This is a genomic window from Erythrobacter oryzae, assembly GCF_030271515.1.
In the GTDB taxonomy this organism is placed as follows: Bacteria; Pseudomonadota; Alphaproteobacteria; order Sphingomonadales; family Sphingomonadaceae; genus Erythrobacter; species Erythrobacter oryzae.
On the sequence record NZ_JASCXI010000004.1, the window covers coordinates 588,711 to 613,752 of the forward strand.

23 protein-coding genes and 1 tRNA gene are annotated in these 25,042 nt (G+C 69.0%); 14 read left to right on the forward strand and 10 right to left on the reverse strand.

The genetic code is table 11. From position 1 onward, the window contains the following. The first annotated feature begins 5 nt into the window (after positions 1-5). Positions 6-776 (forward strand): hypothetical protein, encoded by a 771-nt coding sequence (locus PFX90_RS15385; RefSeq protein WP_285713500.1) that lies wholly within the window; start codon positions 6-8, stop codon positions 774-776. On the opposite strand, the gene PFX90_RS15390 is transcribed toward PFX90_RS15385, so the two are convergent. Together PFX90_RS15390 and PFX90_RS15395 are read right to left on the reverse strand one after the other, a co-directional pair. Next, positions 746-2,035 carry a DUF418 domain-containing protein gene (locus PFX90_RS15390; protein WP_285713501.1) on the reverse strand — a complete coding sequence of 430 codons (1,290 nt, stop codon included), beginning with the start codon at positions 2,033-2,035 and terminating at the stop codon, positions 746-748. The genes PFX90_RS15385 and PFX90_RS15390 overlap by 31 nt on opposite strands. 97 nt (positions 2,036-2,132) lie before the next feature. Further along, on the reverse strand, positions 2,133-3,191 hold the full coding sequence (locus PFX90_RS15395; RefSeq protein ID WP_285713502.1) for an SPOR domain-containing protein: 1,059 nt from the start codon (positions 3,189-3,191) through the stop codon (positions 2,133-2,135). A 274-nt stretch (positions 3,192-3,465) separates the two neighbouring features. Between PFX90_RS15395 and PFX90_RS15400 the strand changes: the two genes are divergently transcribed. Genes PFX90_RS15400 through PFX90_RS15410 form a run of 3 tightly spaced genes read left to right on the forward strand, consistent with a single transcriptional unit; the run spans position 3,466 to position 6,392 of the window. Further along, the gene (locus PFX90_RS15400) at positions 3,466-4,188 is read left to right on the forward strand and encodes a ParA family protein (protein WP_285713503.1); all 723 of its coding nucleotides are present in this window, start codon (positions 3,466-3,468) and stop codon (positions 4,186-4,188) included. A gap of 18 nt (positions 4,189-4,206) precedes the next feature. Then, positions 4,207-4,911 (forward strand): type II toxin-antitoxin system HicB family antitoxin, encoded by a 705-nt coding sequence (locus tag PFX90_RS15405; protein ID WP_285713504.1) that lies wholly within the window; start codon positions 4,207-4,209, stop codon positions 4,909-4,911. A 59-nt stretch (positions 4,912-4,970) separates the two neighbouring features. Beyond that, positions 4,971-6,392 carry an SPOR domain-containing protein gene (locus PFX90_RS15410; RefSeq protein ID WP_285713506.1) on the forward strand — a complete coding sequence of 474 codons (1,422 nt, stop codon included), beginning with the start codon at positions 4,971-4,973 and terminating at the stop codon, positions 6,390-6,392. Positions 6,393-6,457: 65 nt separating this feature from the next. Here the strand turns inward: PFX90_RS15410 and PFX90_RS15415 are convergent, their stop codons facing one another. Both PFX90_RS15415 and PFX90_RS15420 read right to left on the reverse strand, forming a co-directional pair. Continuing rightward, the gene (locus PFX90_RS15415; RefSeq protein ID WP_285713507.1) at positions 6,458-7,699 is read right to left on the reverse strand and encodes a dihydroorotase; all 1,242 of its coding nucleotides are present in this window, start codon (positions 7,697-7,699) and stop codon (positions 6,458-6,460) included. Beyond that, on the reverse strand, positions 7,696-8,712 hold the full coding sequence (locus PFX90_RS15420; RefSeq protein WP_285713508.1) for an aspartate carbamoyltransferase catalytic subunit: 1,017 nt from the start codon (positions 8,710-8,712) through the stop codon (positions 7,696-7,698). Before PFX90_RS15420 ends, PFX90_RS15415 begins: the two co-directional genes overlap by 4 nt. 118 nt (positions 8,713-8,830) lie before the next feature. On the opposite strand from PFX90_RS15420, the gene sppA reads away from it, so the two are divergent. The 4 genes from sppA to PFX90_RS15440 all read left to right on the forward strand — a co-directional run bounded on the left by sppA (position 8,831) and on the right by PFX90_RS15440 (position 14,452). Next, positions 8,831-10,735, forward strand: a complete 1,905-nt coding sequence (gene sppA / locus PFX90_RS15425; protein WP_285713509.1) for a signal peptide peptidase SppA — start codon at positions 8,831-8,833, stop codon at positions 10,733-10,735. 88 nt (positions 10,736-10,823) lie between these two features. Beyond that, positions 10,824-10,898 (forward strand) — tRNA-Val (locus PFX90_RS15430). 150 nt (positions 10,899-11,048) lie between these two features. Next, positions 11,049-13,673, forward strand: a complete 2,625-nt coding sequence (locus PFX90_RS15435; protein WP_285713510.1) for a M14 family metallopeptidase — start codon at positions 11,049-11,051, stop codon at positions 13,671-13,673. Positions 13,674-13,717: 44 nt separating this feature from the next. Further along, positions 13,718-14,452 carry a hypothetical protein gene (locus PFX90_RS15440; RefSeq protein WP_285713511.1) on the forward strand — a complete coding sequence of 245 codons (735 nt, stop codon included), beginning with the start codon at positions 13,718-13,720 and terminating at the stop codon, positions 14,450-14,452. On the opposite strand, the gene PFX90_RS15445 is transcribed toward PFX90_RS15440, so the two are convergent. After that, the gene (locus tag PFX90_RS15445) at positions 14,426-15,103 is read right to left on the reverse strand and encodes a Fe2+-dependent dioxygenase (protein WP_285713512.1); all 678 of its coding nucleotides are present in this window, start codon (positions 15,101-15,103) and stop codon (positions 14,426-14,428) included. The genes PFX90_RS15440 and PFX90_RS15445 overlap by 27 nt on opposite strands. Before the next feature lie 139 nt (positions 15,104-15,242). Beyond that, positions 15,243-15,887: a TetR/AcrR family transcriptional regulator gene (locus PFX90_RS15450; RefSeq protein WP_285713513.1), complete on the reverse strand. Its 645-nt coding sequence runs from the start codon at positions 15,885-15,887 to the stop codon at positions 15,243-15,245. 122 nt (positions 15,888-16,009) lie between these two features. Here PFX90_RS15450 and PFX90_RS15455 point away from each other — a divergent pair, with 122 nt between their 5' ends. Continuing rightward, positions 16,010-18,340, forward strand: a complete 2,331-nt coding sequence (locus PFX90_RS15455; RefSeq protein ID WP_285713515.1) for a TonB-dependent receptor — start codon at positions 16,010-16,012, stop codon at positions 18,338-18,340. 61 nt (positions 18,341-18,401) lie between these two features. On the opposite strand, the gene PFX90_RS15460 is transcribed toward PFX90_RS15455, so the two are convergent. Continuing rightward, positions 18,402-18,641, reverse strand: a complete 240-nt coding sequence (locus PFX90_RS15460; RefSeq protein WP_285713517.1) for a hypothetical protein — start codon at positions 18,639-18,641, stop codon at positions 18,402-18,404. Positions 18,642-18,767: 126 nt separating this feature from the next. On the opposite strand from PFX90_RS15460, the gene serS reads away from it, so the two are divergent. The 3 genes from serS to PFX90_RS15475 are packed head-to-tail and all read left to right on the forward strand — an operon-like array spanning position 18,768 to position 21,897. After that, a complete protein-coding gene (serS, locus tag PFX90_RS15465; RefSeq protein ID WP_285713518.1) occupies positions 18,768-20,051 on the forward strand; it encodes a serine--tRNA ligase in 1,284 nt (427 codons plus the stop codon). Continuing rightward, a complete protein-coding gene (gene surE, locus PFX90_RS15470) occupies positions 20,051-20,815 on the forward strand; it encodes a 5'/3'-nucleotidase SurE (RefSeq protein ID WP_285713519.1) in 765 nt (254 codons plus the stop codon). Before serS ends, surE begins: the two co-directional genes overlap by 1 nt. Continuing rightward, the gene (locus PFX90_RS15475) at positions 20,815-21,897 is read left to right on the forward strand and encodes a potassium channel family protein (protein ID WP_285713520.1); all 1,083 of its coding nucleotides are present in this window, start codon (positions 20,815-20,817) and stop codon (positions 21,895-21,897) included. Before surE ends, PFX90_RS15475 begins: the two co-directional genes overlap by 1 nt. Here the strand turns inward: PFX90_RS15475 and PFX90_RS15480 are convergent. Genes PFX90_RS15480 through PFX90_RS15490 form a run of 3 tightly spaced genes read right to left on the reverse strand, consistent with a single transcriptional unit; the run spans position 21,887 to position 23,093 of the window. Further along, on the reverse strand, positions 21,887-22,288 hold the full coding sequence (locus tag PFX90_RS15480) for a DUF1761 domain-containing protein (RefSeq protein WP_285713522.1): 402 nt from the start codon (positions 22,286-22,288) through the stop codon (positions 21,887-21,889). The genes PFX90_RS15475 and PFX90_RS15480 overlap by 11 nt on opposite strands. Next, the gene (locus tag PFX90_RS15485; RefSeq protein ID WP_285713523.1) at positions 22,285-22,806 is read right to left on the reverse strand and encodes a hypothetical protein; all 522 of its coding nucleotides are present in this window, start codon (positions 22,804-22,806) and stop codon (positions 22,285-22,287) included. The genes PFX90_RS15480 and PFX90_RS15485 overlap by 4 nt, the downstream gene beginning before the upstream one ends. A gap of 47 nt (positions 22,807-22,853) precedes the next feature. Further along, positions 22,854-23,093, reverse strand: coding sequence for a DUF6356 family protein (locus PFX90_RS15490; RefSeq protein ID WP_285713524.1), 240 nt, complete (start codon positions 23,091-23,093; stop codon positions 22,854-22,856). 126 nt (positions 23,094-23,219) lie between these two features. Here PFX90_RS15490 and PFX90_RS15495 point away from each other — a divergent pair, with 126 nt between their 5' ends. Together PFX90_RS15495 and rimO are read left to right on the forward strand one after the other, a co-directional pair. Beyond that, positions 23,220-23,591, forward strand: coding sequence for a hypothetical protein (locus tag PFX90_RS15495; protein WP_285713525.1), 372 nt, complete (start codon positions 23,220-23,222; stop codon positions 23,589-23,591). 48 nt (positions 23,592-23,639) lie between these two features. After that, positions 23,640-25,013, forward strand: coding sequence for a 30S ribosomal protein S12 methylthiotransferase RimO (gene rimO, locus PFX90_RS15500; protein ID WP_285713526.1), 1,374 nt, complete (start codon positions 23,640-23,642; stop codon positions 25,011-25,013). The last annotated feature ends 29 nt before the right edge of the window (positions 25,014-25,042 follow it).

The following is a 25,042-nucleotide window of genomic DNA, read 5'->3' on the forward strand; positions in this document are numbered from 1 at the left end:
GCATCATGCAGGGACGATTGCACTTTCTCGCGGCGGCACTCGCGCTCGGCCTCGTCACGGCCTGCGCGCCCAACCCGGAACGCGAGCGCGAGGCGATCAAGCGCGAACTGCTCACGCATCCCGAGACCCGCCAATTATGGCGCGCGGTCGAGCGCCATTATCCGGCCGAGTTCGCCGAGTTGGTCGAAAAGATCCGCGCGTTCGCCCCAGCCGAACGGTCTGATTCCCTCGCGATGCGGCGCGTCATCGACACATGGCTGGTCAAGCTGCTCGATTCGACCGCTCCGGACATTGCCCATGCATCGCCGGAGATGCTGCGGAAGATGGTCAAGGCGGACGTCCGGTTTACCGAGACCCTCGCGCAAGTGTCACCCGACCTGTGCGCCCGCTACGATACCGAAGGCGGGATTACGCTGGGGGACGAGCCCGAACTCGCCAAGGCCAAGGCGGCGATGGTGAAACTGAATGCGGCCACGATCACCGCGTCCGCCGAAGGCCGCGACAGCCCGGTGCAGCATGCCGAACCGAGCCAGGCGGAACGCGACAAGGCGGGGGCAAATCTGCTCGCTCAGGGCATCGACCAGGACACGTTGCAGGCGCTCGGCAGTCCGGCCGCCATTCGCGCCTTGCAGAAGGCCGAGGTCTGCGAACTCGCGCTCGGAATCAAGCGGGCGATCGCCGAGCTGCCCGACGATGCGCTCGCGCGGATGGTGGCCTACCAGGTCAGCCAGCAATCCCCCGCGCCTCAGCGCCGCAGCGGGAACACCCGCCGGTAGGTCAGGCAGCGCCACAGCCATTCGAGCGGGCCGTAGTTGAAGCGGTCGAGCCAGGGCTTGGACCACGCCAGCATCACGATCCACGCCAGCACCACCACGACATAGAGCTGCGGCCGGTTCAATTGCCCGAACAGCCCCAGCGCCCAGCCTTGGAAGAGGAACATCATCACGATCGAGGTGCCGAGGTAATTGGTGAAGGCCGCCCGCCCTGCGGCGCGGATGCGGTCGCCCAGCCAGCCGGTGGCCGACGGCGCATAGGCGACCAGCAGCGCGGCCAGCCCCAGCACCATCCACAGCCGCGGCAGGGCGCTCATCCCGAGGAAAGCGGCCTGTGTGCCGAAGAAGCTGAACCCGTCGGCCTGCATCACCAGCCCGATCGCGAGATGCGCCGCGCCGCCAGCGATGACGCCGATCCAGCCCCACTGCACCAGCTTGCCGCGCTCCACGCCGCCCGAGAAGAAACCCATGCCGTAAAGCGCCATTCCGATCAGCATCAGCGGCAGGGTCTCGAACCCGAACAGGAAGGCGTTGGTAAAGGGATCAAGCCCCTGCTCGCCGATCCGGTGCGCGACCAGCGCGGCATAGTCGCCCGAGGCCATGGCGGCATTGACCGGCGCTTCGGCAGCGATCTGGCTCTCCATTTCGGCCAGCATGCCGGTGCGCATCTCGGCAAACTCGGGCGAGCTGGTGCCGATGTCGGTATTGACCACGAGCCAGGGGAAGATCGTGAAGGTGTAGAACAGGATGCCCATGAGATAGCCGAACAGGCCGACCAAGAGCTGCGTCTTGGGACGCCATTTCATGCACAGCAGCGCGATCAGCCCGAGGATGGCGTAGCCCGAGAGGATGTCGCCGAACCAGATGAAGTAGAAATGGATGAGGCCGAAGCCGAGCAGCAGCACCAGCCGCCACGCCTGCAGCCAGCGCGTCGCGCCGCGCGCCCAGGCCTTCTCCATGAACAGCACCATCCCCGCACCGAACAGCACGGTGAACAGGCCGCGCATCTTGCCGTCGATCAGGATGAACTGGACGATCCACATCCACCCCTGCGGATCGCCGTTGGGGACGAGGAACTTGCCCGGGGTGAAATAGGCCAGCATCGGCTGCCCGAAGGCGACGATATTGGCCCACAGGATGCCCATCACGGCGATGCCGCGGATGAAATCGAGCGTGTCGATGCGCTGTGCGGCGGTGACCGGCGCGACATCGGCCGCGGTCGCCCCGCCGGATGCTGCGCTGGCAGCGAAAGTCTCGTTCATGGCTGATCCCCCGAGCCGGTGTTGTGCCCGGGGAACTTAGCGATTCGCGTCGGCTTGAAAAGTGCCGCCCGTCGATGCGGAACGGCGCTCGGGCGGGTCAGCCCTGCCCGGCGACGACGCAGACCTTGCCCTCGCGCTTCAATGCGGCGCAGGCGCGGCCGGCTTCGGCCTCGCTCGAAAAGCCGGTGGCGAGCAGGCGGGTGAGGCCGCCCGAGGGCACCAGCGCCTTGCGCGTGCCGGCGAGCGCGGCGTGGCTGCCGACCTCGCGCCACAGCTTGTCGGCATTGCTCGCGACGCCGAAGGCGCCGAGCTGCACGCGCCAGTTGCCCTGCTTGCGCGGGGCGAGCGCAGCCGGAACCGGGGTGACGGTCGAACCCTTGGGGGCCGAGGCGAGCGTAACCTGCGCCGGGGCCTGAGCAAGCGGCTTGGGCGCGGGCGGCAGGCCCGCCGGCTTGGGCGCGGCGGCGGCGACGGTCACGACCGGCGGCTTGGCGGCAGGCACCGGGGCAGCTGCCGGACGGGTGGCGAGTTCGGCGGCGGCGAGTTCGGCTTGGCGCTGCGACCGGGCGCCCGATTCCAGATCGCGGGCGAGCGTCTGGGCCTGCACGCGCTGGGCCTGGGGAATATACTTGTCCATCTGCACCAGCGCCTCGCGCGCCTGCGGCAGGCCGGCCGAGTTCGCCAGCGTCATCAGCGCATAGGCGCGCGTCCAGTCGCGCGGGGCATAATCGGCGTTGAAGTGCGACAGCCCCAGCACATATTGCGCGCGCGGATCGCCGCGGTCGGCGGCGGCCACGATCAGCGGCATGGCCTTCTGCTGCTCGCCTTCCTGGAACAGCATCAGCCCGTAATTGTCGGCGGCCTTCACATGGCCGAGTGCAGCGGCCTGCTCGTAGAGCTGGCGCGCGCGGGCATTGTCGATCTCGACCCCGCGGCCGAGTCGGTAGGCCTGCGCGAGGTTGAACAGCGCGTCGGGATCGCCTTGCGCTGCCGGGCCCTGCCATTCGACCACCGCGCGCGCATAATCGCCCGCGCTCCACGCATCGACCCCGGCCTTCACGTCCGCGATGGCGGGTGCCGCTGCCAGCAGCACTGCCGCCAGAGCCGTGCCTGCCAAAGTCGCCTTGTGGGATGCTGCCGTCATGAACCGTGCCATCGATCGGGTCTCGCCTGTTGCTGCCGGGAAGAGGGTGTGCGCAAAAAGATACTGCACGCCTGTTAGCCGATCACGGTTAGCAAATGGTTGCCCGCCCCATAGGCGAGGTGCGCCGCGTCTCCGGTTGCCCGTCGGAAGGCAACAGGGATTGCGAGGACGGCCAGCATGTTAACTCTAAATTAGGGGTATCCTGCGATCCCGTGGTCATCCAGCCGTTGTCAGGCGCTGCAATAGGGCAGCTACGCAGCGGTTCAATCCATGGGGGACCCAGGCGTTGCGTGTACTCGCTTTGGCATCGCAGAAAGGTGGATCGGGCAAGACCACCCTGTCCGGACATCTCGCCGTCCAGGCCCAGCGCGCTGGCGCCGGGCCGGTCGTGCTGATCGACATCGACCCGCAGGGCTCCCTGGCGGACTGGTGGAACGAGCGCGAGGCGGAATATCCCGCCTTCGCCCAGACCACCGTCGCGCGCCTTGCCAATGACCTTGCCGTCCTGCGCCAGCAGGGCTTCAAGCTGGCCGTGATCGACACGCCGCCGGCGATCACCATGGCGATCCAATCGGTGATCTCGGTTGCCGAGCTGATCGTCGTGCCGACCCGCCCGTCCCCGCACGATCTGCGCGCCGTGGGTGCCACGGTCGATCTGTGCGAGCGTGCCGGCAAGCCCTTGGTGTTCGTCGTCAACGCGGCCACCCCCAAGGCCAAGATCACCTCGGAAGCCGCGGTCGCGCTGTCGCAGCACGGCACCGTCGCCCCGATCACGCTCCACCACCGCACCGATTTCGCCGCCTCGATGATCGACGGGCGCACGGTGATGGAAGTCGATCCCGAAAGCCGCTCGGCCGCCGAGATCGCCGCGCTGTGGCGCTATGTCGCCGACCGGCTCGAGAAGAATTTCCGTCGCACCGTCTTCGCGCCTGCCCCCGGCGGGCACGCGCAGCAGCTCGGCGGCGTGCCGCGCCCCGCAGGTGGCTTCGGCCGCCGGGTGGCGCAGTAAGCGCGGGCGCTGACGGCCATGTCCGATTTCGCCTCGCTCGGTCCCTCGCTGCTGGCACGCAAGGGCGGCGCCAAGCCCGCGATGCGTCCGCAGGTCGCGCCGCTGGTCGCCGAGGAGGCGGCCGTGGTGCCCGAGGAGGCGCTCGAGGATCTCGGCTGGAACGATATGGGCGATTCGGACAGCGAAGGCTTCGGCGCGCAGATCGTGCCGATCAGCGCCGACCTCGCCGCTGGCCCCAACACTGCCGGCCCCGGCCCGATCGTCCGCCGTCAGCAACGCCGTCTCGAGGAGCGCGTGCTCGCCGATGCGGTGATGACCGGCCCCGAGACCGACGAATATGACGAGGACGAAGGCGAGGACGACGAATCGCTCTACGCCGAAGCCTTCGACGCCGGTTACGACGAAGACGAAGAGGGCGAGGAAGCCGACACCGCGCTCTACTCGCCGCTCGCGCCGCACATCGCCCTGCCCGACCCGGAGCCGGAGCCCGAGCCAGCACCCGTCGCTGCGCCCCGCGCCGCCAAGCCGCGCATGCCCGCGCCGCAATCGGGTCGCCGCGCCGCCTTCACCCTGCGGCTCGACGCCGACCGCCATCTCAAGCTTCGCCTCGCCGCGACCATGCAGGGCGTCAGCGCCCAGGTGCTAGTGACCGAGGCATTGGACCGCCTGCTCGCCGAATATGACGAGCTCGACGTCATCGCCAATCACCTGAAGCGCCACTGAGCGCCCGCCACCACTACCACCACGACGTGAACCAACAGGATCTACGGGGGACTACCAAGATGGACCGCAGCATCATCACCGGACTGAAGACCTCGCCGCGGCTCGCGCTGGCTGTGACCACCGCGATCGCGGGGCTGGCCTTCACCGCCGCGCCGGCCTCCGCCGCGCCGCGTGCCGAGACCTCGTTCGAGAACGCGCAGGACGCGCTCGCCAAGGGCAAGGTCGAAAAGGCGATCAAGCACGCCGAGGCAGCAGTGCAGGCCGACGGGCGCAATTCCGGCTACCGCGCGCTGCTGGGCGCTGCCTATCTCGAGGCGGGTCGCTTCGAGGCGGCTGCGACCACCTTCGGCGACGCGCTCGAACTGGGTGACAGCAACCCGCGCACGGTGCTGAGCTTCGCGCTCGCCAAGATCGCGCTGGGCGATTCGCAGGCGGCGATCGGGATGCTCGATGGCTATTCGGCCGCGCTCGACCCTGCCGACCTCGGTCTGGCCCTGGCGCTTGCCGGGCAGCCCGAACGCGGCGTCGGCGTGCTGGTGAACGGCGTCCGCAGCGCCGAGGAGGCCACCCCCAAGCTGCGCCAGAACCTTGCCTATGCCTATGCGCTGGCCGGCAACTGGCGCGCGGCCCGCGTGATGGCGGCCGAGGACGTGCCCGCCGACCAGCTCGAAGCGCGCCTTGCCCAGTGGGCCCAGATGAGCGCGCCCGAAATGGCGCCGCAGCGGGTCGCCGCGCTGCTCGACGTGCTCCCGCGCGCCGATGCCGGCCAGCCCGCACACCTCGCGCTCGCCAATTTCCCCGAACAGCCGGTGATGGTGGCAGAAGCCGCCGCTGACGCCGATGCCGGTGCCGGTGCCGAGGCCGATGTCGCGCTGGCCGCGGCCGAGCCGGTGGCCGAGACGATCGACGTCGTCGATCCGGCCCCGTCCGCGACCTTCACCGCCGCCTTCGCCGCGCCTGCGGCCGAAGCGGCTCCCGAACCGCAGCCCGTGGTCCTCGCCGCCGCCGCGCCCGAGCCTGCGGGAATCCAGTACGTCTCGAACCCCGTCGTCCAGCAGCTGCCCGCCGCGCGCGCCGCGGTGCGCGCGCCTGCCGCTCCGGCGGCTCCGCGCGTCGCCCAGGCCGCCTCGCAGCGCCGCATGGCCGCGACCTCGGTCGCTGCGGCCCCGGCGCCGAAGGGCCCGGCCACGCACCTCGTCCAGCTCGGCTCCTATGACAGCAAGGCCGAAGCCCTGCGCGGATGGAATTCGCTGCAAGGCAAGTTCCCGCAGCTGAAGGACCGCAAGCCGGTCATCACCGAAGCGGTGGTGAACGGCCGCACCTTCTGGCGCGTCGCCGCCGACGGCTTCACCTCGCAGAGCGCCCGCGCGATGTGCGGCACGCTCAAGTCGGCCGGTCGCGGCTGCTTCGCCTACGCCGCTGCGACCCCGCCCGCGGGCGCGGTGAAGCGCGACGTGCAGGTTGCCTCGCGCAGCCGGTAATCGGATTTCCGTAACAGGAATGAGCACCCTGCTCCCGGACAGCCAGCCGCTGTCCGGGAGTTTTCTTATGCGCCCGCGCCCAGCCTGACGCCGCCCTTCCACAGGCCCAGCACCCGGCCTTGCGCGCCCTGACGGTCGAAGGGGGTGTTGTCCGCGGTCGCTTCCATCTTGCGGCGGTCGATGATCCACGGCGCGTCCGGATCGATGAGGGCGAGGTCGGCTTCGAGCCCTTCGGCCAGCATCCCTGCGGGCACCCCGAGGAGCTTGGCGGGATTGGTCGCCAGCAGTTCGAAGGCGCGGGGGGTGTCGATCACACCGTCGCGCACCAGCCCCAGCGTCATGGCGAGCAGCGTCTCGGCCCCCGCCATGCCCGGGGCGGCATCGGCAAAGGGCAGGCGCTTGTCCTCGGGCCCGCGCGGATCGTGGCCGCTGGCGATGACGTCCACCGTGCCATCGGCGATCGCCGCGAGCGCCGCCTGCCGGTCGGCCTCGGTGCGCAAGGGGGGCGAGAGGCGGGCAAAGGTGCGGAAGTCGACCGTCGCGAGGTCGGAGAGCATGAAATGCGCGGGCGTGATCCCGCAGGTCACCGGCAGTCCCCGCGCCTTGGCCTCGCGCACCAGCGCGAATCCGCGCGCAGTCGTCACCTGCCGGATATGCAGCCGCGCACCCGCCAGTTCGGCGAGCGCAATGTCGCGCGCGATGGCGAGCGCCTCGGCCTCGGCGGGCGCGGCGGGGAGGCCCAGCCGCGTCGCGATCTCGCCCGCGGTGGCGGCAGCCTCTCCGACAAGGCCGCCATCCTCGGCATGGGTGACGACCACGAGGCCGAGCATCGCGGCATATTGCAGCAGCCGCAGCATCACGCCGCTATCGGCGATCCAGCGCCGCCCGGTGGCGATTCCCTTCGCGCCCGCATCCTGCATCAGCGCCAGCTCGGCGAGTTCGCGCCCCTCGAGCCCGCGCGTGGCGGCGGCGAGCGGGTGCACCCACAGATCGGGCTTGCCGCTCTTGGCGATGAAGCCGACGCGGCTCGGCAGATCGAGCGGGGGCGACTGGTCGGGCATCAGCGCGGCGCGGGTGATCCCGCCGAAGTGGAAGGCGGGCTTGTCGACCGCGAAGACCCCGAGATCGACGAGGCCGGGGGCGAGCAGCTTCCCGCGCGCGTCGACGACCGCATCACCCTCCTCGGCCTGCACATCGGGCCCGAGCGCGGTGATGATCCCGTCCGCGCAGCGCAGCGCTCCGGTGACCAGCCCAGCGGGCGTCACCAGCTGCGCATTGGTGAGGGTGAGGGCCTGCTGCTGTTTCATGCCCAGCCCTCCACACCGCGGGCTTCACGGGTCAGCACGTCGAGGCAGGCCATGCGGATCGCGACCCCCATCTCGACCTGCCGCGTGATCAGCGAGCGGCCCGCCAGATCGGCGACCTCGCTGTCGATCTCCACCCCCCGGTTCATCGGGCCCGGGTGCATCACCAGCGCATCGGGCCGCGCGAGCGCGAGGCGCCGGGTCGTGAGGCCATAGAGGTGGCGGTATTCGCGCGGGGACGGGATGAACTGCCCGCTCATCCGCTCCGATTGCAGGCGCAGCATCATCACCACCTCGGCACCGTCGAGCGCAGCGTCGAAGTTGTGGAACACCTCCACCCCCATCGCCTCCACGCCCTGCGGCATCAGCGCAGGCGGCGCGCAGACGCGCACGCGGGCGCCCAGCGCGGTCAGGCAAAGGATGTTCGAGCGCGCGACCCGGCTGTGCAGGATATCGCCGCAGATGGTGACGGTGAGGCCGGTGAAATCCTCCGCGCCCTCGCCCCGTTCGGCCAGCGCATGGCGCAGGGTCAGCGCATCGAGCAGCGCCTGCGTCGGGTGCTCATGCTGCCCGTCGCCCGCGTTGAGCACCGGACAATCGACCTTGTCCGCGATCAGCCCGGTCGCCCCCGAAGACCCGTGCCGGATCACGATCGCGTCCGCCCGCATCGCATTCAGCGTGATCGCGGTGTCGATCAGCGTCTCGCCCTTCTTCACGCTGCTGGTCGCGGCATGCATGTTGACCACGTCCGCCCCCAGCCGCTTGCCCGCGATCTCGAAGGACAGCAGCGTGCGGGTCGAATTCTCGAAGAAGGCGTTGATGATGGTGAGCCCGCCCAGCAGATCGGTGTGCTTGGCGCTCTGGCGGTTCCAGGCGACCCATTGCTCGGCCTGATCGAGCAGATAGAGGATCTCGTGCCGCGCGAGCTTGCCGATGCCGGTCAAATCGCGGTGCGGGAAAGCGAGCCTTCCGGGCGGAAAGCGGCCCGGAGGGGCGGAAAGATCGGTGCTGGCCATTAAAGCGATGCGCTTAGTCGAAGCGCGTCTGTCACTCAACCCGCGCCGTAAGCTTTCCGATAGAACTAAGCTGCCAAAGACCCTACATCGCAGTCGGGGCGAACATAAGGGATATGCAATGAGCTTCGTGGGCAAGGTTTGGAAGATCCTCGTCGGGATCAAGGACGGGCTTGTCCTGCTGTTCATGCTGCTGTTCTTCGTCGGCCTGTTCGCGATCCTCTCTGCCCGCCCCAACCCCGGGCAGGTGCGCGACGGGGCGCTGCAGATCGACCTTGCGGGCATCGTCGTCGAGGAGAAGAGCGCGCTCGATCCGCTCACCGCCCTGCTCGCGCGCGAGGCCCCGGTCGAGGAGACCCGCGCGCGCGACGTGATCCGCGCCCTCGATGCCGCCGCGACCGACGCGCGCATCAAGGCAGTGGTGCTCGACATGACCACCTTCATAGGCGGCGGGCAGGTGCACCTCAAGGACATCGGCGAGGCGATGGACCGGGTGCGCAAGGCCAAGAAGCCGGTGCTGACCTTCGGCTTCGCCTATGCCGACGACCAGATGCTGCTCGCCGCGCACGCCAGCGAGGTGTGGCTCGATCCGCAGGGCATGGCGGTGATCGCCGGGCCGGGCGGCAGCAATCTCTATTATGCGGGGCTGCTCGAGAAGCTCAGCGTCACTGCGCGGGTCTACCGCGTGGGCGCGTTCAAGGCGGGGGTCGAACCCTATACCCGCACCAGCATGTCGGACGAGGCGCGCGCCAATATCGGCGGGCTCTACGGCGCGCTGTGGGAGGAATACAAGGCCAACGTTTCCCGCGCGCGGCCCAAGCTCCAGCTGGCGAAGATCACCGGCGATCCGGCCGCGTGGATCGCGAGCTCCGGCGGCGACATGGCCAAGGCCGCGCTCGATGCGGGGATGGTCGACAAGCTCGGCGACAAGGCGGCGTTCGGCGCGCGGGTGGCGCAGCTGGCGGGCGAGGACCCGTGGAGCAAGCTGCCGGGCGCCTATGCCTCGAGCGACCTTTCCGCCTACCTCGCCGACCTCGGCGATGTCCGCAAGGGCAAGGCGATCGGCGTCGTCACCATCGCGGGCGAGATCGTCGACGGCGAGGCCGGGCCGGGCACGGCGGGCGGCACGCGGATCGCGAACCTGCTCGACGAGGCATTGGACGATGATCTCGCCGCGCTGGTGGTGCGGATCGATTCGCCGGGCGGTTCGGTCACCGCCTCGGAGGAAATCCGCCGCGCGATCCAGCGCTTCCGTGCCCGCAAGATCCCGGTCGCCGTCTCGATGGGCAACCTTGCCGCGAGCGGCGGCTACTGGGTCTCCACCCCGGGCGAGCGCATCTTCGCCGAGCCCGAGACGATCACCGGATCGATCGGGGTCTATGCCGTGGTGCCGACCTTCGAGAACGCCGCCGCGCGCCTCGGGGTGACGGCGGACGGCCATCGCACCACCGAGCTTTCGGGCCAGCCCGACATCATCGGCGGGTTCTCGCCGGCGATGGACTCGCTGCTCCAGACTTCGATCGGGGGGACCTATCAGGACTTCCTCAAGCTGGTCTCGGGCGCGCGCAAGCTGCCGGTCAGCCGCGTCGACCAGATCGCGCAAGGCCAGGTATGGGACGGCGGCACGGCGCGCCAGATCGGCCTCGTCGACGAATTCGGCGGGCTCGCCGAGGCGCTCGAATGGGCGGCGGCCAAGGCGGGCGCGAAGAAGGGCGAGTGGCACGCGGTCTACCTCGGCGAGAAGGAGGCGAATTACGATTCGCTGATCCGCCAGCTGGTCACCAGCGAGAGCGCCAAGGCGCGCACCCCGGTGGCGGGCGATATCTTTGCGCTCACCGCGATGCGCTCGCAGGCGCTGGGCACCCGCATCGCCCGCGATGCCGAGCGGCTGCTGGGCACGCGCGGCGTGCAGGCCTATTGCCTCACCTGCCCCGCCCCGCTCGACGCCGCGGGCGGCAAGCCCGCCGCAGCGACGCAGCGTCCGGAAGGGATGCTGGCGCTGCTCGCATGGCTGGCGGGAAGCTAAATCGCCATCAGCACGTCGCAGGCGCTTGCCAAGCGCCCCCGACCCGATTAATGGCCCGCCCCTGCCCCGGCCACTGGCCGACACGGGCGGGCGCGTAGCTCAGCGGTAGAGCACACCCTTCACACGGGTGGGGTCACAGGTTCAATCCCTGTCGCGCCCACCATTTCTGCACAATCCGGTTTCGGCAGGAATGGCGCGGCACGCCGCGGGCGGCCTTGCATCATCCCTCGTCATTCGCCCCTCCCCGCTTGACCGCGTGCCGGTGTTCGCGGCAAGCGCGTCAATCTTGCTTTTTGCGGCCAAACGGGGACTGATGATGCGCGACGTAATCCGGGGCCTTTGCCTCATGCTCCTCGCGATGCTTGGCCTCGCCGCGCCCGCCGCCGCGCAGTCCTATGCCGAGGGGCAGTTCGATCCCGCGATCCCGACGCTCACCGCCACAGTCGGCCATGCGCCGGGCGCGCGGATCACTTCGCCCGACCAGGCCTATGCCTATCTCAAGGCCCTCGCCGCCGCCGCACCCGACCGGACGCGGCTGGTGCAATATGCGACCAGCTGGGAGGGGCGGCCGCTCTACTACCTCGTGCTCTCCGCGCCCGCCAACATGGCGAGGCTCGAGGCGATTCGCGCCGACATGGCGAACATCGCCGCCGGGCGCGCGGGCAACGGCACCGCGCTGCCCGTCACGTGGCTCGCCTATGGCGTCCACGGCAACGAGATCTCCTCGACCGACGCCGCGCTGATGACCGCCTATCACCTGCTCGCCGCCAAGGGTGACGCGCGCGCGGACAAGATCATGGGCAGCACCATCGTCGTCATCGACCCGATGCAGAACCCCGACGGGCGCGCGCGCTTCGTGAACAATTTCCTCGCCGCGACCGGCATCGCCCCCGACGCCGACCGGCAGGCGGCCGAGCATGACGAGCCCTGGCCCTCGGGCCGGGTGAACCACTACATGTTCGATTTGAACCGCGACTGGTTCACGCTTTCCCAGCCCGAAACCCGCGGCAAGGTTTCCGCGATCCGGCAGTGGAACCCGGTGGTGGTGGTCGACCTCCACGAAATGGGCGGGGACGAGACCTACTTCTTCTCGCCCGCCGCCCAGCCCTTCAGCCCCAACCTCACCCCGGCGCAGATCCGCGCCTACGAGCTGATCGGCCGCTACAACGCCGCCGCCTTCGACGCGCGCGGCGAGCCCTATTTCACGCGCGAGGTCTATGACCTGTTCTACCCCGGCTACGGCGATACCTGGAACGCGCATCAGGGCGCGGTCGGCAGCACTTACGAACAGGGCTCGGCGCGGGGCCTCGTCTTCAAGCGGCGCGACGGGACCGAGCTGACCTATGCCGACGGGATCGCCAACCACTTCTCGGCGAGCCTCGCCACGGCGAGTGCAGTAGCCGACAATGCACAGAAGTTCCTGTCAGACTTCGCCGCCTACCGCGCGGGCAATGCGAGCGGCGCGGCGGGCAAGGGCACCTATGTGATCGACCTCGGCAAGCGGCGCTGGAATGCCGAGCGGCTCGGGCGGCGTCTGGCCGCGCAGGGCATCACCGTGCTGCGCCGCGAGGGCAGCGCCAGCGCTTGCGGCAAGTCCTATCCCGCAGGCTACCTCGCCGTGCCCCAGGCCCAGCCCGCCGCGCGGCTGATCCGCAGCCTGCTCGACCGCGACACGCCGCTCCCGCCCGATTTTCTCGCCGAGCAGGAGCGCCGCCGCTCGGTCGATCTGCCGCACGAGCTTTACGACGTGACCGCCTGGGCGGTGGGGCCGATGGCGGGGGTCGATGTGGCGCTGTGCAATGGCGTGGTCGGCGGCGACGCCATGGCGCCCGACGCGCCGATTGCGCCCAAGGTGGAGGGCAGCGGGGCCTTCGCCATCGCCGTGCCGTGGACCGACAGCGGGCAGGCGCGGCTTGTCACCCTCGCCCTGCGCGAGGGGATCGAGGGGCGCGTCACCGACAAGGCCTTCGCCGCCGGGGGCCGCCAGTTCCCGCGCGGCACCGTGGTCTTCCCGGCAGGCAGCAACACGCCCGAGAAGATGGCCACGCTCGCGGATCTGGCCAGACTGGTAGGCGCCGAGACCGTCGCGCTCGAGAGCGGGTGGGTCGATAGCGGGCCCAACCTCGGCAGCGAGCATTTTGTGCGCCTCACCCTGCCGCGCGTCGCGGTGGCGTGGGACGACGGGATCGACCAGCTTTCGGCCGGCGCGCTGCGCTACGTGCTCGAACAGCGCATCGGCCTGCCCGTGACCCCGATCCGCACCTCCCGCCTGGCCCGCGCCGACCTCTCCGATTACGACGTGGTGCTGGTGCCCGAGGGCAACCCTTCCGCCCAGATCGGCGATGGCGGGCAGCGGAACTTGCGCAGCTTCGTTCAGCGCGGCGGGGTGCTGGTGGCGATCGGCGACAGCCTCGAGACCTTCAGCGGCGGCGACAATCCGCTCCTCGCCGTCAAGCGCGAGGCGGCGCTGGGCCGCGATCCGGGCGAGGCCGGGGGTGACAAGGGCGATCTCGCCGAAGCGGTCGCAATCACCAGCGACGCCGAATATCGCGAGGCGATCAAGGACCCGGCGGCGCTCCCCGACACCCTGCCCGGAGCGCTGCTCAACGTGGTGGGCGAGCCTGACCACTTCCTCTCGGCCGGATACGACGACGGCGCGGTGGTGCTGGCGACGGGGACGCAGATCTTCACCCCGCTGGGCCGCGACAAGGGGGTCAACGCGGTGCGCTTCGCCGCGCCCGGCAATCTCATCGCCAGCGGCTATGTGTGGGACGAGAACCGGCGGCAGATGGCCTACAAGCCCTACCTGATGGCGCAGCCCACGGGCCGCGGGCTGGTGATCGGCTTTGCCCACGATCCCTCGACCCGCGGGTTCCTCGAAGGGCTCGACCTGATGATCGCCAACGCGGTGCTGCTCGCGCCCTCGCGAGTGCGGTGATACTGTCCTAGCGGATTGACACGCATTGTGTCATGCTCGCGGGCATGACGCTGTTCCACGCGCTTGTCGTGCTCCATGTCGCCACCGGCGCGGTGGGGCTGACGGCGTTCTGGGGGCCGATCGTTACGCGGAAGGGCGCGGCCAATCACCGGAAGTGGGGGCGCGCCGCGTGCTACGGCTTTCTTGGAGCGGGCGCGCTTGCCATCTGCATGGCCCTGCTGTCGCTCTACGGGAGCGAATACCGCCACCCCGAAATCACCGACCGCACGCTGTTCGACGGGCTGTTCGGGTGGATGATGCTCTACCTCGGGGTGCTGACCATCGGCTTCGTCGACTATGGCCTCGGCGTGGTGAAGCATAGCCGCGACCGCCGCGCCCTGCGCAGCGCCCGCTATCAGGCGGTGATCGCGGCGGTGATCGCGAGCGGGGCGTGGTGCGGCTATTTCGGTTTTCTGGTCGGCCATCCGCTGATGATGCTGGTCGCCTTTATCGGCATCGTGGCGATGCTGATCCAGCAGCGCTATATCTGGCGGGCCGAGGACTTCCCGAGGGGCACCCACGTCGGCGAACATTTCCGCGCTCTCATCGGCATGGGCATTTCGGCCTACACCGCCTTCCTGTCGGTGGGCCTCATCCGCCTCGTGCCCGAGCACGTCTTCAACCCCGCGATCTGGGCCGGGCCGAGCGTCATCGGGGTGAGCCTGATCATCTACTTCACCCTCAAGGGCAAGAAGTCCGCCAAGCCTCTGGCTTCAGGGCCGCGCCCACATCCGCAATAGATTGGCGATGGTCTTGTCGAGCGTTAGCAGCTCGGGCGACTGACTCGGCAGCTGCGGGCGCAGCGTGGCGCGCAGGTTTTCGAGGTCGAACAGCATCTCGCGCTGGGCGTTGTCCGCGATCATGCTCTCGATCCAGCCGACGCACACGATCCGCGTGCCGCGCGTCACGGGCCGCACCTCGTGGATCGAGCCCGAGGGGTAGAGCACCAGCAGCCCGCTCTCGCCCTTGACCGTCTGCGTGATCCCGGCGGTGTGGATCTCCAGCTCGCCGCCGTCATAGTCCCCCGGCGGAGTCAGGAACAGCGTGAAGGAGAGGTCGGTCCGCACCCGCCGCTCGCCCTTGCCCATCAGCGCGTTGTCGACATGCTGGCCGTAGGCCCCGCCAACACCCGTCCGGCTGATCAGCAAGTGCGACAGGCGGCGCGGCTGCGCGGCGGCGCGGATCACCTGGTTGTCCCACAGGATCCGCGAGATCTCGTCCGTCAGCGAGCGGCCCGCCGTGGAATCCAGCACCGCCTGCTCGTTGCGCTTGACCTCGCGCGCGACCGAGCCTGCGGTCTCGCGCCCGTCGCGCCATTCGAGCAGCGCGATGCGGTCATTGATGGCGGCGAGGCGATCGGCCTCGGGGATGGCGTGGACGGCGAGGATCATGGGCAGCAGGCCTACCCCCGCGCACCCTGCGAGGGCAAGCAAGTTGACATAGTGCATGCAGTGGCTGCTCGGCGAGCGGGTATGAACCAACCTTCAGAGATGCGTTTGCGTCGCATTAGCAAGCCTCGCTCGGCTGACGTCAGCGCCGCAGCAGGCCTTCTGCCAGCAGCCGGTTGACCCCCGCCGCGACCGCATCGGGCGACAGCTCCTTGCTATCCGCCCACACGACATAGCGCAGGCCGACAAACACGTTCATCCCCATCATCGCCCAGGCCTCGAGCTCGCCCAGCCCGTCGCGGAATTCGCCCGCCGCTGCCCCTGCGCGCAAGCGGTCGGCGATGCGCGCGGCGATGGTCTCGTAGTGCGCGCGGTAGCTCGCCGGATCGACGAACTCCGCCTCGTCGATGATGCGGTAGATTTCCTTGTGCTCGGCCGCAAAGCGCAGGAACGCCGCCAGCGCCGCGCGTTCGATCTCGAGCGCGCCCATGCCTTCGCTGAGCGCCGAGCGCGCAGAGGTGCGCACCTTCTCGCTCATGTCGGCGACCAGCGCGCGGAACAGCGCGTCCTTGCTGTCGAAATAGGTGTAGAAGCTGCCCAGCGCCATCCCGGCGCGGCGGGTGATCGAGCTGACCGAGGCCTCGTGAAAGCCCTTCTCGCCGAATTCCTCGGCCGCTGCGTCGAGCAGCTTGCGCAAGGTCCGCCGCCCGCGCTCGGTGCGCGGGGTCTTGGCGTCGACCGCCGCATCCCCGGCGAGCGTCGCCACGCTTTGCGAAGTGTTGCCCATCTGCCTCTCCCTCGGCGCTTTCGGTAGGCCGCGCAAGGGGTCTGCACAAGTCTAAACTTGAAAGGTGGTTCAACTTTCAATAAGTATCCCTTCATAAGAGGGCCAGGAGAGGAAACTACCCTATGAAAAAGACGCTTTGCACCCGCGCGCTGCTGCTTGCCGGCGCCGCAGGACTTGCCGCCTATGCCGCGCCCGCGATGGCGCAGGATGCCGCCGCCGAAGTCGCCGACGAGATGGCCGCTGCCGCCGCCGAAGAAGACGGCGTGATCTACGTCACCGCCCGCCGCCGCGAGGAAAAGCTGATCGACGTGCCGCTGTCCGTCACCGCGATCTCGGGCGAGACGCTCGCCAAGCAGGGCGTGCAGGATATCGTCGCGGTCGCCCAGCAGGTGCCCAACATCACGCTCGAAGTGAGCCGCGGCACCAACACCACCCTCACCGCCTTCATCCGCGGCGTCGGCCAGCAGGACCCGGTCGCGGGCTTCGAGGCGGGCGTCGGGCTCTATGTCGACGACGTCTACCTGAACCGCCCGCAGGCCGCGGTGCTCGATGTCTACGACGTCGAGCGCATCGAAGTGCTGCGCGGGCCGCAGGGCACGCTCTACGGGCGCAACACCATCGGCGGCGCGATCAAGTATGTCACCGCCGAACTGCCCGACGACCTCAGCCTCAAGGTCCGCGGCACCTACGGCTCCTACGACCAGGCCGACCTGATCGTCACCGCCTCGACCCCGATCGGCGACAGCCTCAAGATCGGTGCGAGCGGCGCGCGGCTGTCGCGCGGGGGCTTCGGCCAGAACCTCACGCTCGGCACCGAGAACTACAACAAGGACGTCTGGGCCGCGCGCGGCACGATCGAATTCGAGAGCGGCATCGTCAAGGCGCGGCTCTCGGGCGACTACGTCAAGGACAACTCCGAAGCCCGCCAGGGCCACCGCTTCATCCCCGGCCTCCTCAGCGGCGCGCCGGTGCTCGATGACGTGTTCGACACCCGCGCCGGGCTCAACATCGTCGAGCAGGAGGTCGAGGCCTATGGCGGCGCATTGAACATCGCGATCGAGCTCTCCGACACGCTGACCTTCAAGTCGATCACCGGCTACCGCGAGGACGCCTCCACCACCCCGATCGACTTCGACAGCCTTCCCGCGGTCGATCTCGACGTGCCGGCGATCTACGAGAACGACCAGTTCAGCCAGGAACTCCAGCTGCTCTACGAAGGCGACAAGCTGTCGGGCGTGCTCGGCTTCTACTATCTCGACGCCAACGCCTTCACCGCCTTCGACGTGGCGCTGTTCACCACCATCCCCGGCCTCACCGCGCAGACGCTGGGCGATGTCGATACCGAGACCTGGTCGGTGTTCGGCGACTTCACCTACGACCTCTCCGACACGCTCAGCGTCTCGGTCGGCGGGCGCTACACCAACGACAAGCGCACCAGCCTGGTGCTGCGCCGCACCTTCCTCGGCGGGTTCTCGAACCTGTTCGGTGGCACCGGAGCGGTGATCGCCACCACCAGCAACTTCACCGGCAGCGCCACCTTCGAGGACTTCAACCCGCGCGCCTCGATCAGCTGGCAGCCGACGCCGGACCACAACCTCTATTTCACCTATTCGCAGGGCTTCAAGGGCGGCGGCTTCGACCCGCGCGGCCAGACCACCGCGTGCCGCAACCCCACCGGCGGCGCGTGCAATGCCCAGCAGGTGTACGACTTCCTCGCCTTCGACCCCGAAACGGTCGACAGCTACGAAGTGGGCTACAAGGCCTCGCTGCTCGACAACCGCGTCAACATCAGCATCGCGGGCTTCCTCGGGCAGTACAAGGACGTTCAGATCCCCGGCTCGGTCGGCTTCGATGCCAATGGCGACGGGGTGAACGAGAGCTTCATCGGCATCACCTCCAACGCCGCGAGCGCCGACGTCAACGGGATCGAATTCGAAGGCAATGCGCTGGTCGGCCGCGACTTCGCGGGCGAGGGCAGCCGCTTCACGGTGAACTGGTCGCTCGGCATCATCGATGCCAAGTTCAACACCTTCATCGACGCCTTCGGCCGCGATGTCGCCGACCAGCGGGTTTTCCAGAACACCCCCGACGTCACCGCGCACATGGGCTTCGACATGGGTCTGCCGATGGCGGGCGGGATCGTCGACTTCATCGGCATCGCCTCGCTGCGCTCCGACGCGAGCCAGTTCGAGGTGCCCAACCCCTTCCTCGACCAGGACGGCTTCGTGCTGGTCGATGCGAGCATCGTCTACACCTCGGACGACGGGCGCTACAGCCTCGGCGTCCATGGCAAGAACCTGTTCGACAAGGAGTATATCGTCGCCGGTTACAACTTCGTCGCGGGCGGCGTGGGCGGTGCGCCCTTCGTGCCCACGCTCGGGCGCGAGGGCACGCTGACCGGCTTCTACGGCGATCCGCGCCGGGTGTTCGTGACGGCTCAGGTCAACTTCTGAGCCCCATCTCTCCCCGAGGGGGCGGCGGCCTCTCTTCAGCCACCGCCGCCCCTCTCACCTCTTACTGCTGGACGGGAGCAGAGGGCGGAGCGGGCCGCGGGGCCTGCTCCGCCTTTTCCTTGTCGAGCCAGCGCTTGGCGACATAGCCGCCGACGCCCAGCGCCACCATCGCCGGCAGGCTGATGCGCGAGAGCACGAAGGGCACCGCCGCCCCCAGCGCCGCGCCGGTGGCGCCGCCCACGGCGGGCGAGTTCTTGGCAAGCTTGGCACCGATCGCGGCGCCGATGATCTTCTTGAGCATGGCTTTGTTCTCCTTGCCCTTGCTTACCGGCGAAGAGGCTTGCAGGTTCCATCCCAGGGCGCAGGGCGTGGGCGGCCCGCCCTTCCCCCTTTCCTTGGGCAGCCCGAGCGGGCATAGGCGCGGGCCATGCACGACATTCGCCTTATCCGGGAAAATCCCGAAGCTTTCGACGCCGGCCTCGCCCGCCGCGGCTTGCCCGCGCAGGCCGCATCGCTGATTGCCCTCGACGAGGAACGCCGCGCCGCGGTGACCGAAGTGCAGGTCGCACAGTCGCGCCGCAACGAGGCATCGAAGCTGATCGGCGCGGCGATGGCCAAGGGCGACCGCGAAGGTGCCGAAGCGATCAAGGCCGAGGTCGCCGCATTGAAGGACGCGATGCCCGCGATGGAAGCCCGCGCCGAGGAGCTGGCGGGCCAGCTCAAGGCGGCGCTCGAAATCATCCCCAACCTCCCCGGCGCCGATGTGCCCGACGGCGCAAGCGAGGAAGACAACCGGGTCGAAAGCGAGTGGGGCGAGAAGCGCGCCTTCGACTTCGAGCCGCGCGAACACGCCGACATCGCCCCCGCCCTCGGCATGGATTTCGAGACTGGCGCAAGGCTATCCGGCGCGCGCTTCACCTTCCTGCGCGGCGGGATGGCGAGGCTCCACCGCGCGCTCGGCCAGTTCATGCTCGACGTCCAGACCGGCGAGCACGGCTATGCCGAATGCAACCCGCCCGTACTGGTGGGCGACGATGCCATGTATGGCACCGACAAGCTGCCCAAGTTCGCCGAGGACAGCTTCAACACCACCAACGGCCGCTGGCTCATCCCCACCAGCGAAGTCTCCCTCACCGCCAGCGTCATGGGCGAGCTGCTCGACGAGGCCGCGCTCCCGATGCGTCTCACCGCGCTCACCCTGTGCTTCCGCTCCGAGGCCGGGGCGGCGGGACGCGACACTCGCGGGTTCATCCGCCAGCACCAGTTCGAGAAGTGCGAGCTCGTCTCCATCGTGCGCCCCGAAGACTCCGAGGCCGAACACCAGCGCATGGTCCGCGCCGCCGAGACCATTCTCGAGCGCCTCGCCCTGCCCTACCGCAAGCTGCTGCTGTGCACCGGCGACATGGGGTTCGGCGCGCGCAAGACCTATGACCTCGAAGTCTGGCTCCCCGGCCAGGGTGCCTTCCGCGAGATCAGCTCGTGCTCGAACACCGGCGACTTCCAGGCCCGCCGCATGAACACCCGCTACCGCGTCGCGGGCGAGCAGAAGAAGACCGAGTTCGTCCACACCCTCAACGGCTCCGGCCTCGCGGTCGGGCGCACGCTGGTCGCGGTGATCGAGAATTATCAAAATGCCGATGGCAGCGTGACTGTGCCCGAGGCCCTGCTGCCCTACATGGGCGGCGTCACCCGACTGGAACCCGCCAACTGATGCGCATCCTCCTCACCAATGACGACGGCATCAACGCCCCCGGCCTCAAGGTGCTCGAGGCAATCGCGCGCCAGTTCTCCGACGACATCTGGATCTGCGCCCCCTCCGAGGAGCAATCGGGCGCGGGCCACTCGCTCACCCTGACCCGACCGGTCAGGCTCCACAAGCATGGCGAGCGGCGTTTCGCGGTCAGCGGCACCCCCACCGACAGCGTGATGATGGCCCTGCGCGAAGTCATGCCCGACGCGCCCGACATCATCCTTTCGGGCGTCAACCGCGGCGCGAACCTTGCCGACGACATCACCTATTCGGGCACGGTCTCGGCCGCGATCGAGGGCGCGCTGGCAGGCATCCGCGCCATCGCCTTCAGCCAGGTCTATGCCCGCGAGGGGATGGGCGACGAGGTGCCCTTCGGCGCGGCGCTGGAGTGGGGGCCGAAGGTCCTCGCCCCGCTGATCGACGCGCCGATGGCCGACCGCACGCTCATCAACGTCAACTTCCCGGCCATTCCTGCCGACGAGGTCAAGGGCATCCGGGTCGTCCGCCAGGGCTTCCACGACTATTCGCGCGGCACCATCGTCGAGGGCCGCGATCCACGCGGCTACCGCTATTTCTGGTTCGGCCTCGACCAGATCGAGCATACCCTCGACCACGGCACCGATCTCGAAGCGATCGAGGAAGGCTATGTCGCGGTCACCCCGCTCCAGCTCGACCTCACCCACTATTCGACCATCGGCATCCTCGCCGAGCGGTTCGCGGACTGATGGCAGCTCCGCCGAGCCGCAATCCGTTCAAACGGCGCACGCTGCTCGCCGACCAGTTCCGCCCGCTGCGGCGGCAGGTCAAGCTCCCCGTCTGGGGCGACCTCGGCCTGCGCATGGGCGCGGCCTTCGTGCTGATCGCGCTGGTGATCGCGATCCACTGGTTCGACCGCGAGGGGCTGAAGGACGGGCACGATGGCGTCATCAGCTTCCTCGACGTCGTCTATTTCACGATGATCTCGATCACGACGACCGGCTTCGGCGACATCGCCCCGATCTCCGACCGCGCGCGGCTGATCGAGGCGGTGATCGTCACGCCCGTCCGGATCGCCGTCCTGTTCATCTTCGTGGGCGCGGCCTACGATTTCGTCATCAAGCGCAGCTGGGAGAAGTTTCGCATGGCCCGCATCCAGGAACAGCTGACCGGCCACGTGGTGGTGCTCGGCTACGGCACCTCCAACAGCCAGAGCGTCGGCGAGCTGATCGAGCGCGGCATCGATCCGCGCTGCATCGTGGTAATCGATCCCTCGGAAGAGCGCCTCGCGGCAGCCGAGAAGCTCGGCGTCAACGTCATGGCCGCCGATGCCACCCGCGACGAGACGCTGAAGGCGGTGCGCATCGCCGAGGCGCAGAGCGTGCTGGTGAGTGCGGGGCGCGATGACACCTCAATCCTGATCGTGCTGACCGTCCGCCACCTCGCCCCCCGGGTGCCGATCAGCGTGGTGGTGCGCGCCGACGACAACGAGCTGCTGGCGCGGCAGGCGGGCGCGAACAACGTCATCAACCCGGTGCGCTTCACCGGCCTCTTGCTGGCCGGCAGCGTCAAGGGCGCGCACATCGCCGACTACCTCGCCGACCTCGCCAGCGTCGGCGGCCGGGTGCAGCTGGTCGAGCGGGTGGTGAGCGCCGAGGAGTGCGGACGCTCGATCAGCGAACTCAAGAGCGGCGGCAAGGGCCTCAGGGTCTATCGGAACGGGCGCCCGATCGGCTTCTGGGAAGACGAGTGCCAGATGCTCCAGCCCGGCGACGTGGTGGTCGAGATCGTGCCGACCGCCCCCACCGAAGCCGCTGCCCCTAGCTCCTGAACCACACGAACACCGCGCCCATCGCCGCCATCCCGAACAGGAAGTGTCCGGCGTCGATCAGGAACAGCGCCAGCGGCTTTCTGAGGTAGAGGTAGTTGATCCCGATCGCCGGGATCATCACCCCGACCGCAAAGCCCACCGCCATCATCATCACGACGAAGGGCTTGGGGTCGGTGCGGGCGAGGAGGTGCCACAGCACCATCGCGATCAGCATCTCGAAGGCGAGCGTCAGGCCGAAGATCACGGCCATGTTGCCCTCGCGCAGCTGGGTGTTCGAGAGCCCCGCGGCGCGCTGCCACGGCTTGCTGAACAGGACGCCATACCACAGCGCGCCCACCGCGAAGAAGGCGGCCGCGCCGGCCAGCACCGGCCACAGGGCAAAGTCGTTCATGCGCGGGTCTCCAGATGCGGGGGCCAGTCGAGGGTGAGCGCTTCGCCCTCGGGAAGCGCACTCCATGCCTCAAGGAAGGGATCGAGGTCGGCGCGGATCGCCGCCAGCTTGTGGGGGACGCCCTCGGGCGGCGGCACGTGGCCTGCGGCCCAGCCGGGCTCGGCCATCGCCATGATGCTTTCGTCGTCCGCGCCGCCGCCCCAGCTCGCCGCCTCGAAGCATTCGACGAGGCGTTCGGCTTGGATCAGCTGGACGAGGCCTTCATCAGGCACGCCTGCGCGCTTGGCGCTGGGATGGCCGCCCGCGAGCGCCATGGCCTGCACCTCATCGGGCGCCATCCCGCCCGCAACCAGCCCCCAGAACCCCGCCGCCATGCCGAGCTCACGCTCGACGAAGAAATGGTAGGCGTCGTGCGGATAGGGACCTTTCTTCGGGAAGCCGAAGGCGGCGCGCGATCCGTCGGCGCGCTCGAGCGCGACCCGGTCGGCGCTGGCCCCTTTGGTGATCGTGATCCGCATCCCGCGATCCATACTCCAAGCCGCAGGCGCAGGACAGAGCGCACCGCTCAGATGACGTAAGCGAACTCTTCTTCGGCAGGCGTCGCTTTGCGCCCGCGCATCTCGGCATCGAGCTGGACCACGGTGCGGCTCGCGGTCTTGACGAAGACGCCGGGCACCACCGCATGGACCATGCAGGCAAGCCCGCCCACCGTCATGCGCCAGCCGAAGCTGAAGGCGGTGCGGGCGTGCTGGGTGTAGGTCTCGCCGATGGCGCGCGGGTGGTCGGTGAAGAGCTTGGCGATCATGCCCCCCCGATGCCCTCCCGGGGCCCCGGCGGTCAAGCCCGGCGGCTGTCCACAGGGCCCCTTTCCTTCGCGCATCAGGCCCTGCATCACATGAGGCACGGACGAATCGCGCAGGGGGCACCGGGAATGAGCATCAAGATCAAGGGCATCGACAACATGAGCGTCGACGAGATCGTCGAGGCGGTCGACGCCGGGGGGCGCTTCGTGATGTACCAGTGGTCGGTCTCGATCATCGTCGCCTCGTTCCGCAACCCCACCGACATCATTTTCGTCCCCGGCTCGAGCAACCGCATTGTGCGCGGGCTGCCGTGGACGCTGCTCACCTTCGTGCTCGGCTGGTGGGGCATTCCGTGGGGGCCGATCTACACCGTCCAGTCGCTGTGGCAGAACCTGTCGGGCGGCAAGGACCTGACCGAGGCGGTGCTCGAGGACATCATGGACCCGCGCGAATACGCCATGCGGCGCGGGCATCAGCCATCCTTCCCGATGCCGACCTGACGGGTTCCGCGTGACAGGCGGCCCCCGCGGGACTATGGGCGCGCCGCAATGACCTCCGCTCCCCTCACTCTCCCCGATCAGAAGAAGATCGGCATGGTCAGCCTCGGCTGCCCCAAGGCGCTCGTCGATTCCGAGCGCATCCTCACCCGCCTGCGCGCCGATGGCTATGCCTTCGCCGAGGACTATGCGGGGGCCGACGTGGTGCTGGTCAACACCTGCGGCTTCCTCGACAGCGCCAAGGAGGAGAGCTTGGCCGCCATCGGCGAAGCGATCGCCGAGAACGGCCGCGTGATCGTGACGGGCTGCATGGGCGAGGAGGCCGATGCGATCCGCGCCGCGCACCCCAGCGTGCTCGCGGTGACCGGGGCGCACCAGTACGAGCAGGTGGTCGAGGCGGTGCACCTCCACGCCCCGCCCTCGCAGGGCCCGTTCGTGGACCTCATCCCGCAGCCTGATATCAAGCTCACCCCGCGTCACTATTCTTACCTCAAGATTTCAGAGGGTTGCAACCACTCCTGCGCCTTCTGCATCATCCCCAGCTTGCGCGGCAAGCTCGCCAGCCGGCGCATCGACGCGGTGCTGCGCGAGGCCGAGAAGCTGGTCGCGGCGGGCACCCGCGAGCTGCTCGTCATCTCGCAGGACACCAGCGCCTACGGGGTCGACATCCGCCACGAGAGCCGCGACTGGAAGGGCCACCCCGTCCGCGCCCACATGACCGACCTTGCCCGCGAGCTTGGCCAGCTTCGCACCCCCGAAGGCCGGACGCCGTGGGTCCGCCTCCACTACGTCTACCCCTACCCGCACGTCGACCAGGTCATCCCGCTGATGGCCGAGGGGCTGCTCACCCCCTATCTCGACATCCCGTTCCAGCACGCGAGCCCCAAGGTGCTGAAGCTCATGCGCCGCCCCGCCAACGAGGCCAAGGTGCTCGAGCGCCTGAAGTCGTGGCGCGCGATCTGCCCCGACATCGCAATCCGCTCCAGCTTCGTGGTCGGCTTCCCGGGCGAGACCGAGGAGGACTTCCGCTACCTGCTCGACTGGCTCGAGGAAGCCCAGCTCGACCGCGTCGGCGCCTTCCGCTTCGAGCCGGTCGAGGGTGCCGCCGCCAACGCCCTGCCTGACCAGGTGCCGGAGGCCATCAAGGAGGAGCGCTACGCCCGGATCATGGAAGTGACCGAGCGCATCAGCGCCGCCAAGCTTGCCGCCAAGGTCGGCCGCAGCCTCCCCGTCATCATCGACGAGGTCGGCGAGCCGGACGAGGATGGCGACATCGGCGCCACCGGCCGCTCTGAGGCCGACGCGCCCGAGATCGACGGCGCGGTCTACCTGCGCAACGTGCCCGGGACCCTCAAGCCGGGCGACATCGTCACCGCGACCATCGAGGACGCCGACGCGCACGACCTGTTCGGGGTGATCGCGTAAGCCTCCCGAGTCGCAACGGGTCCAGCGCC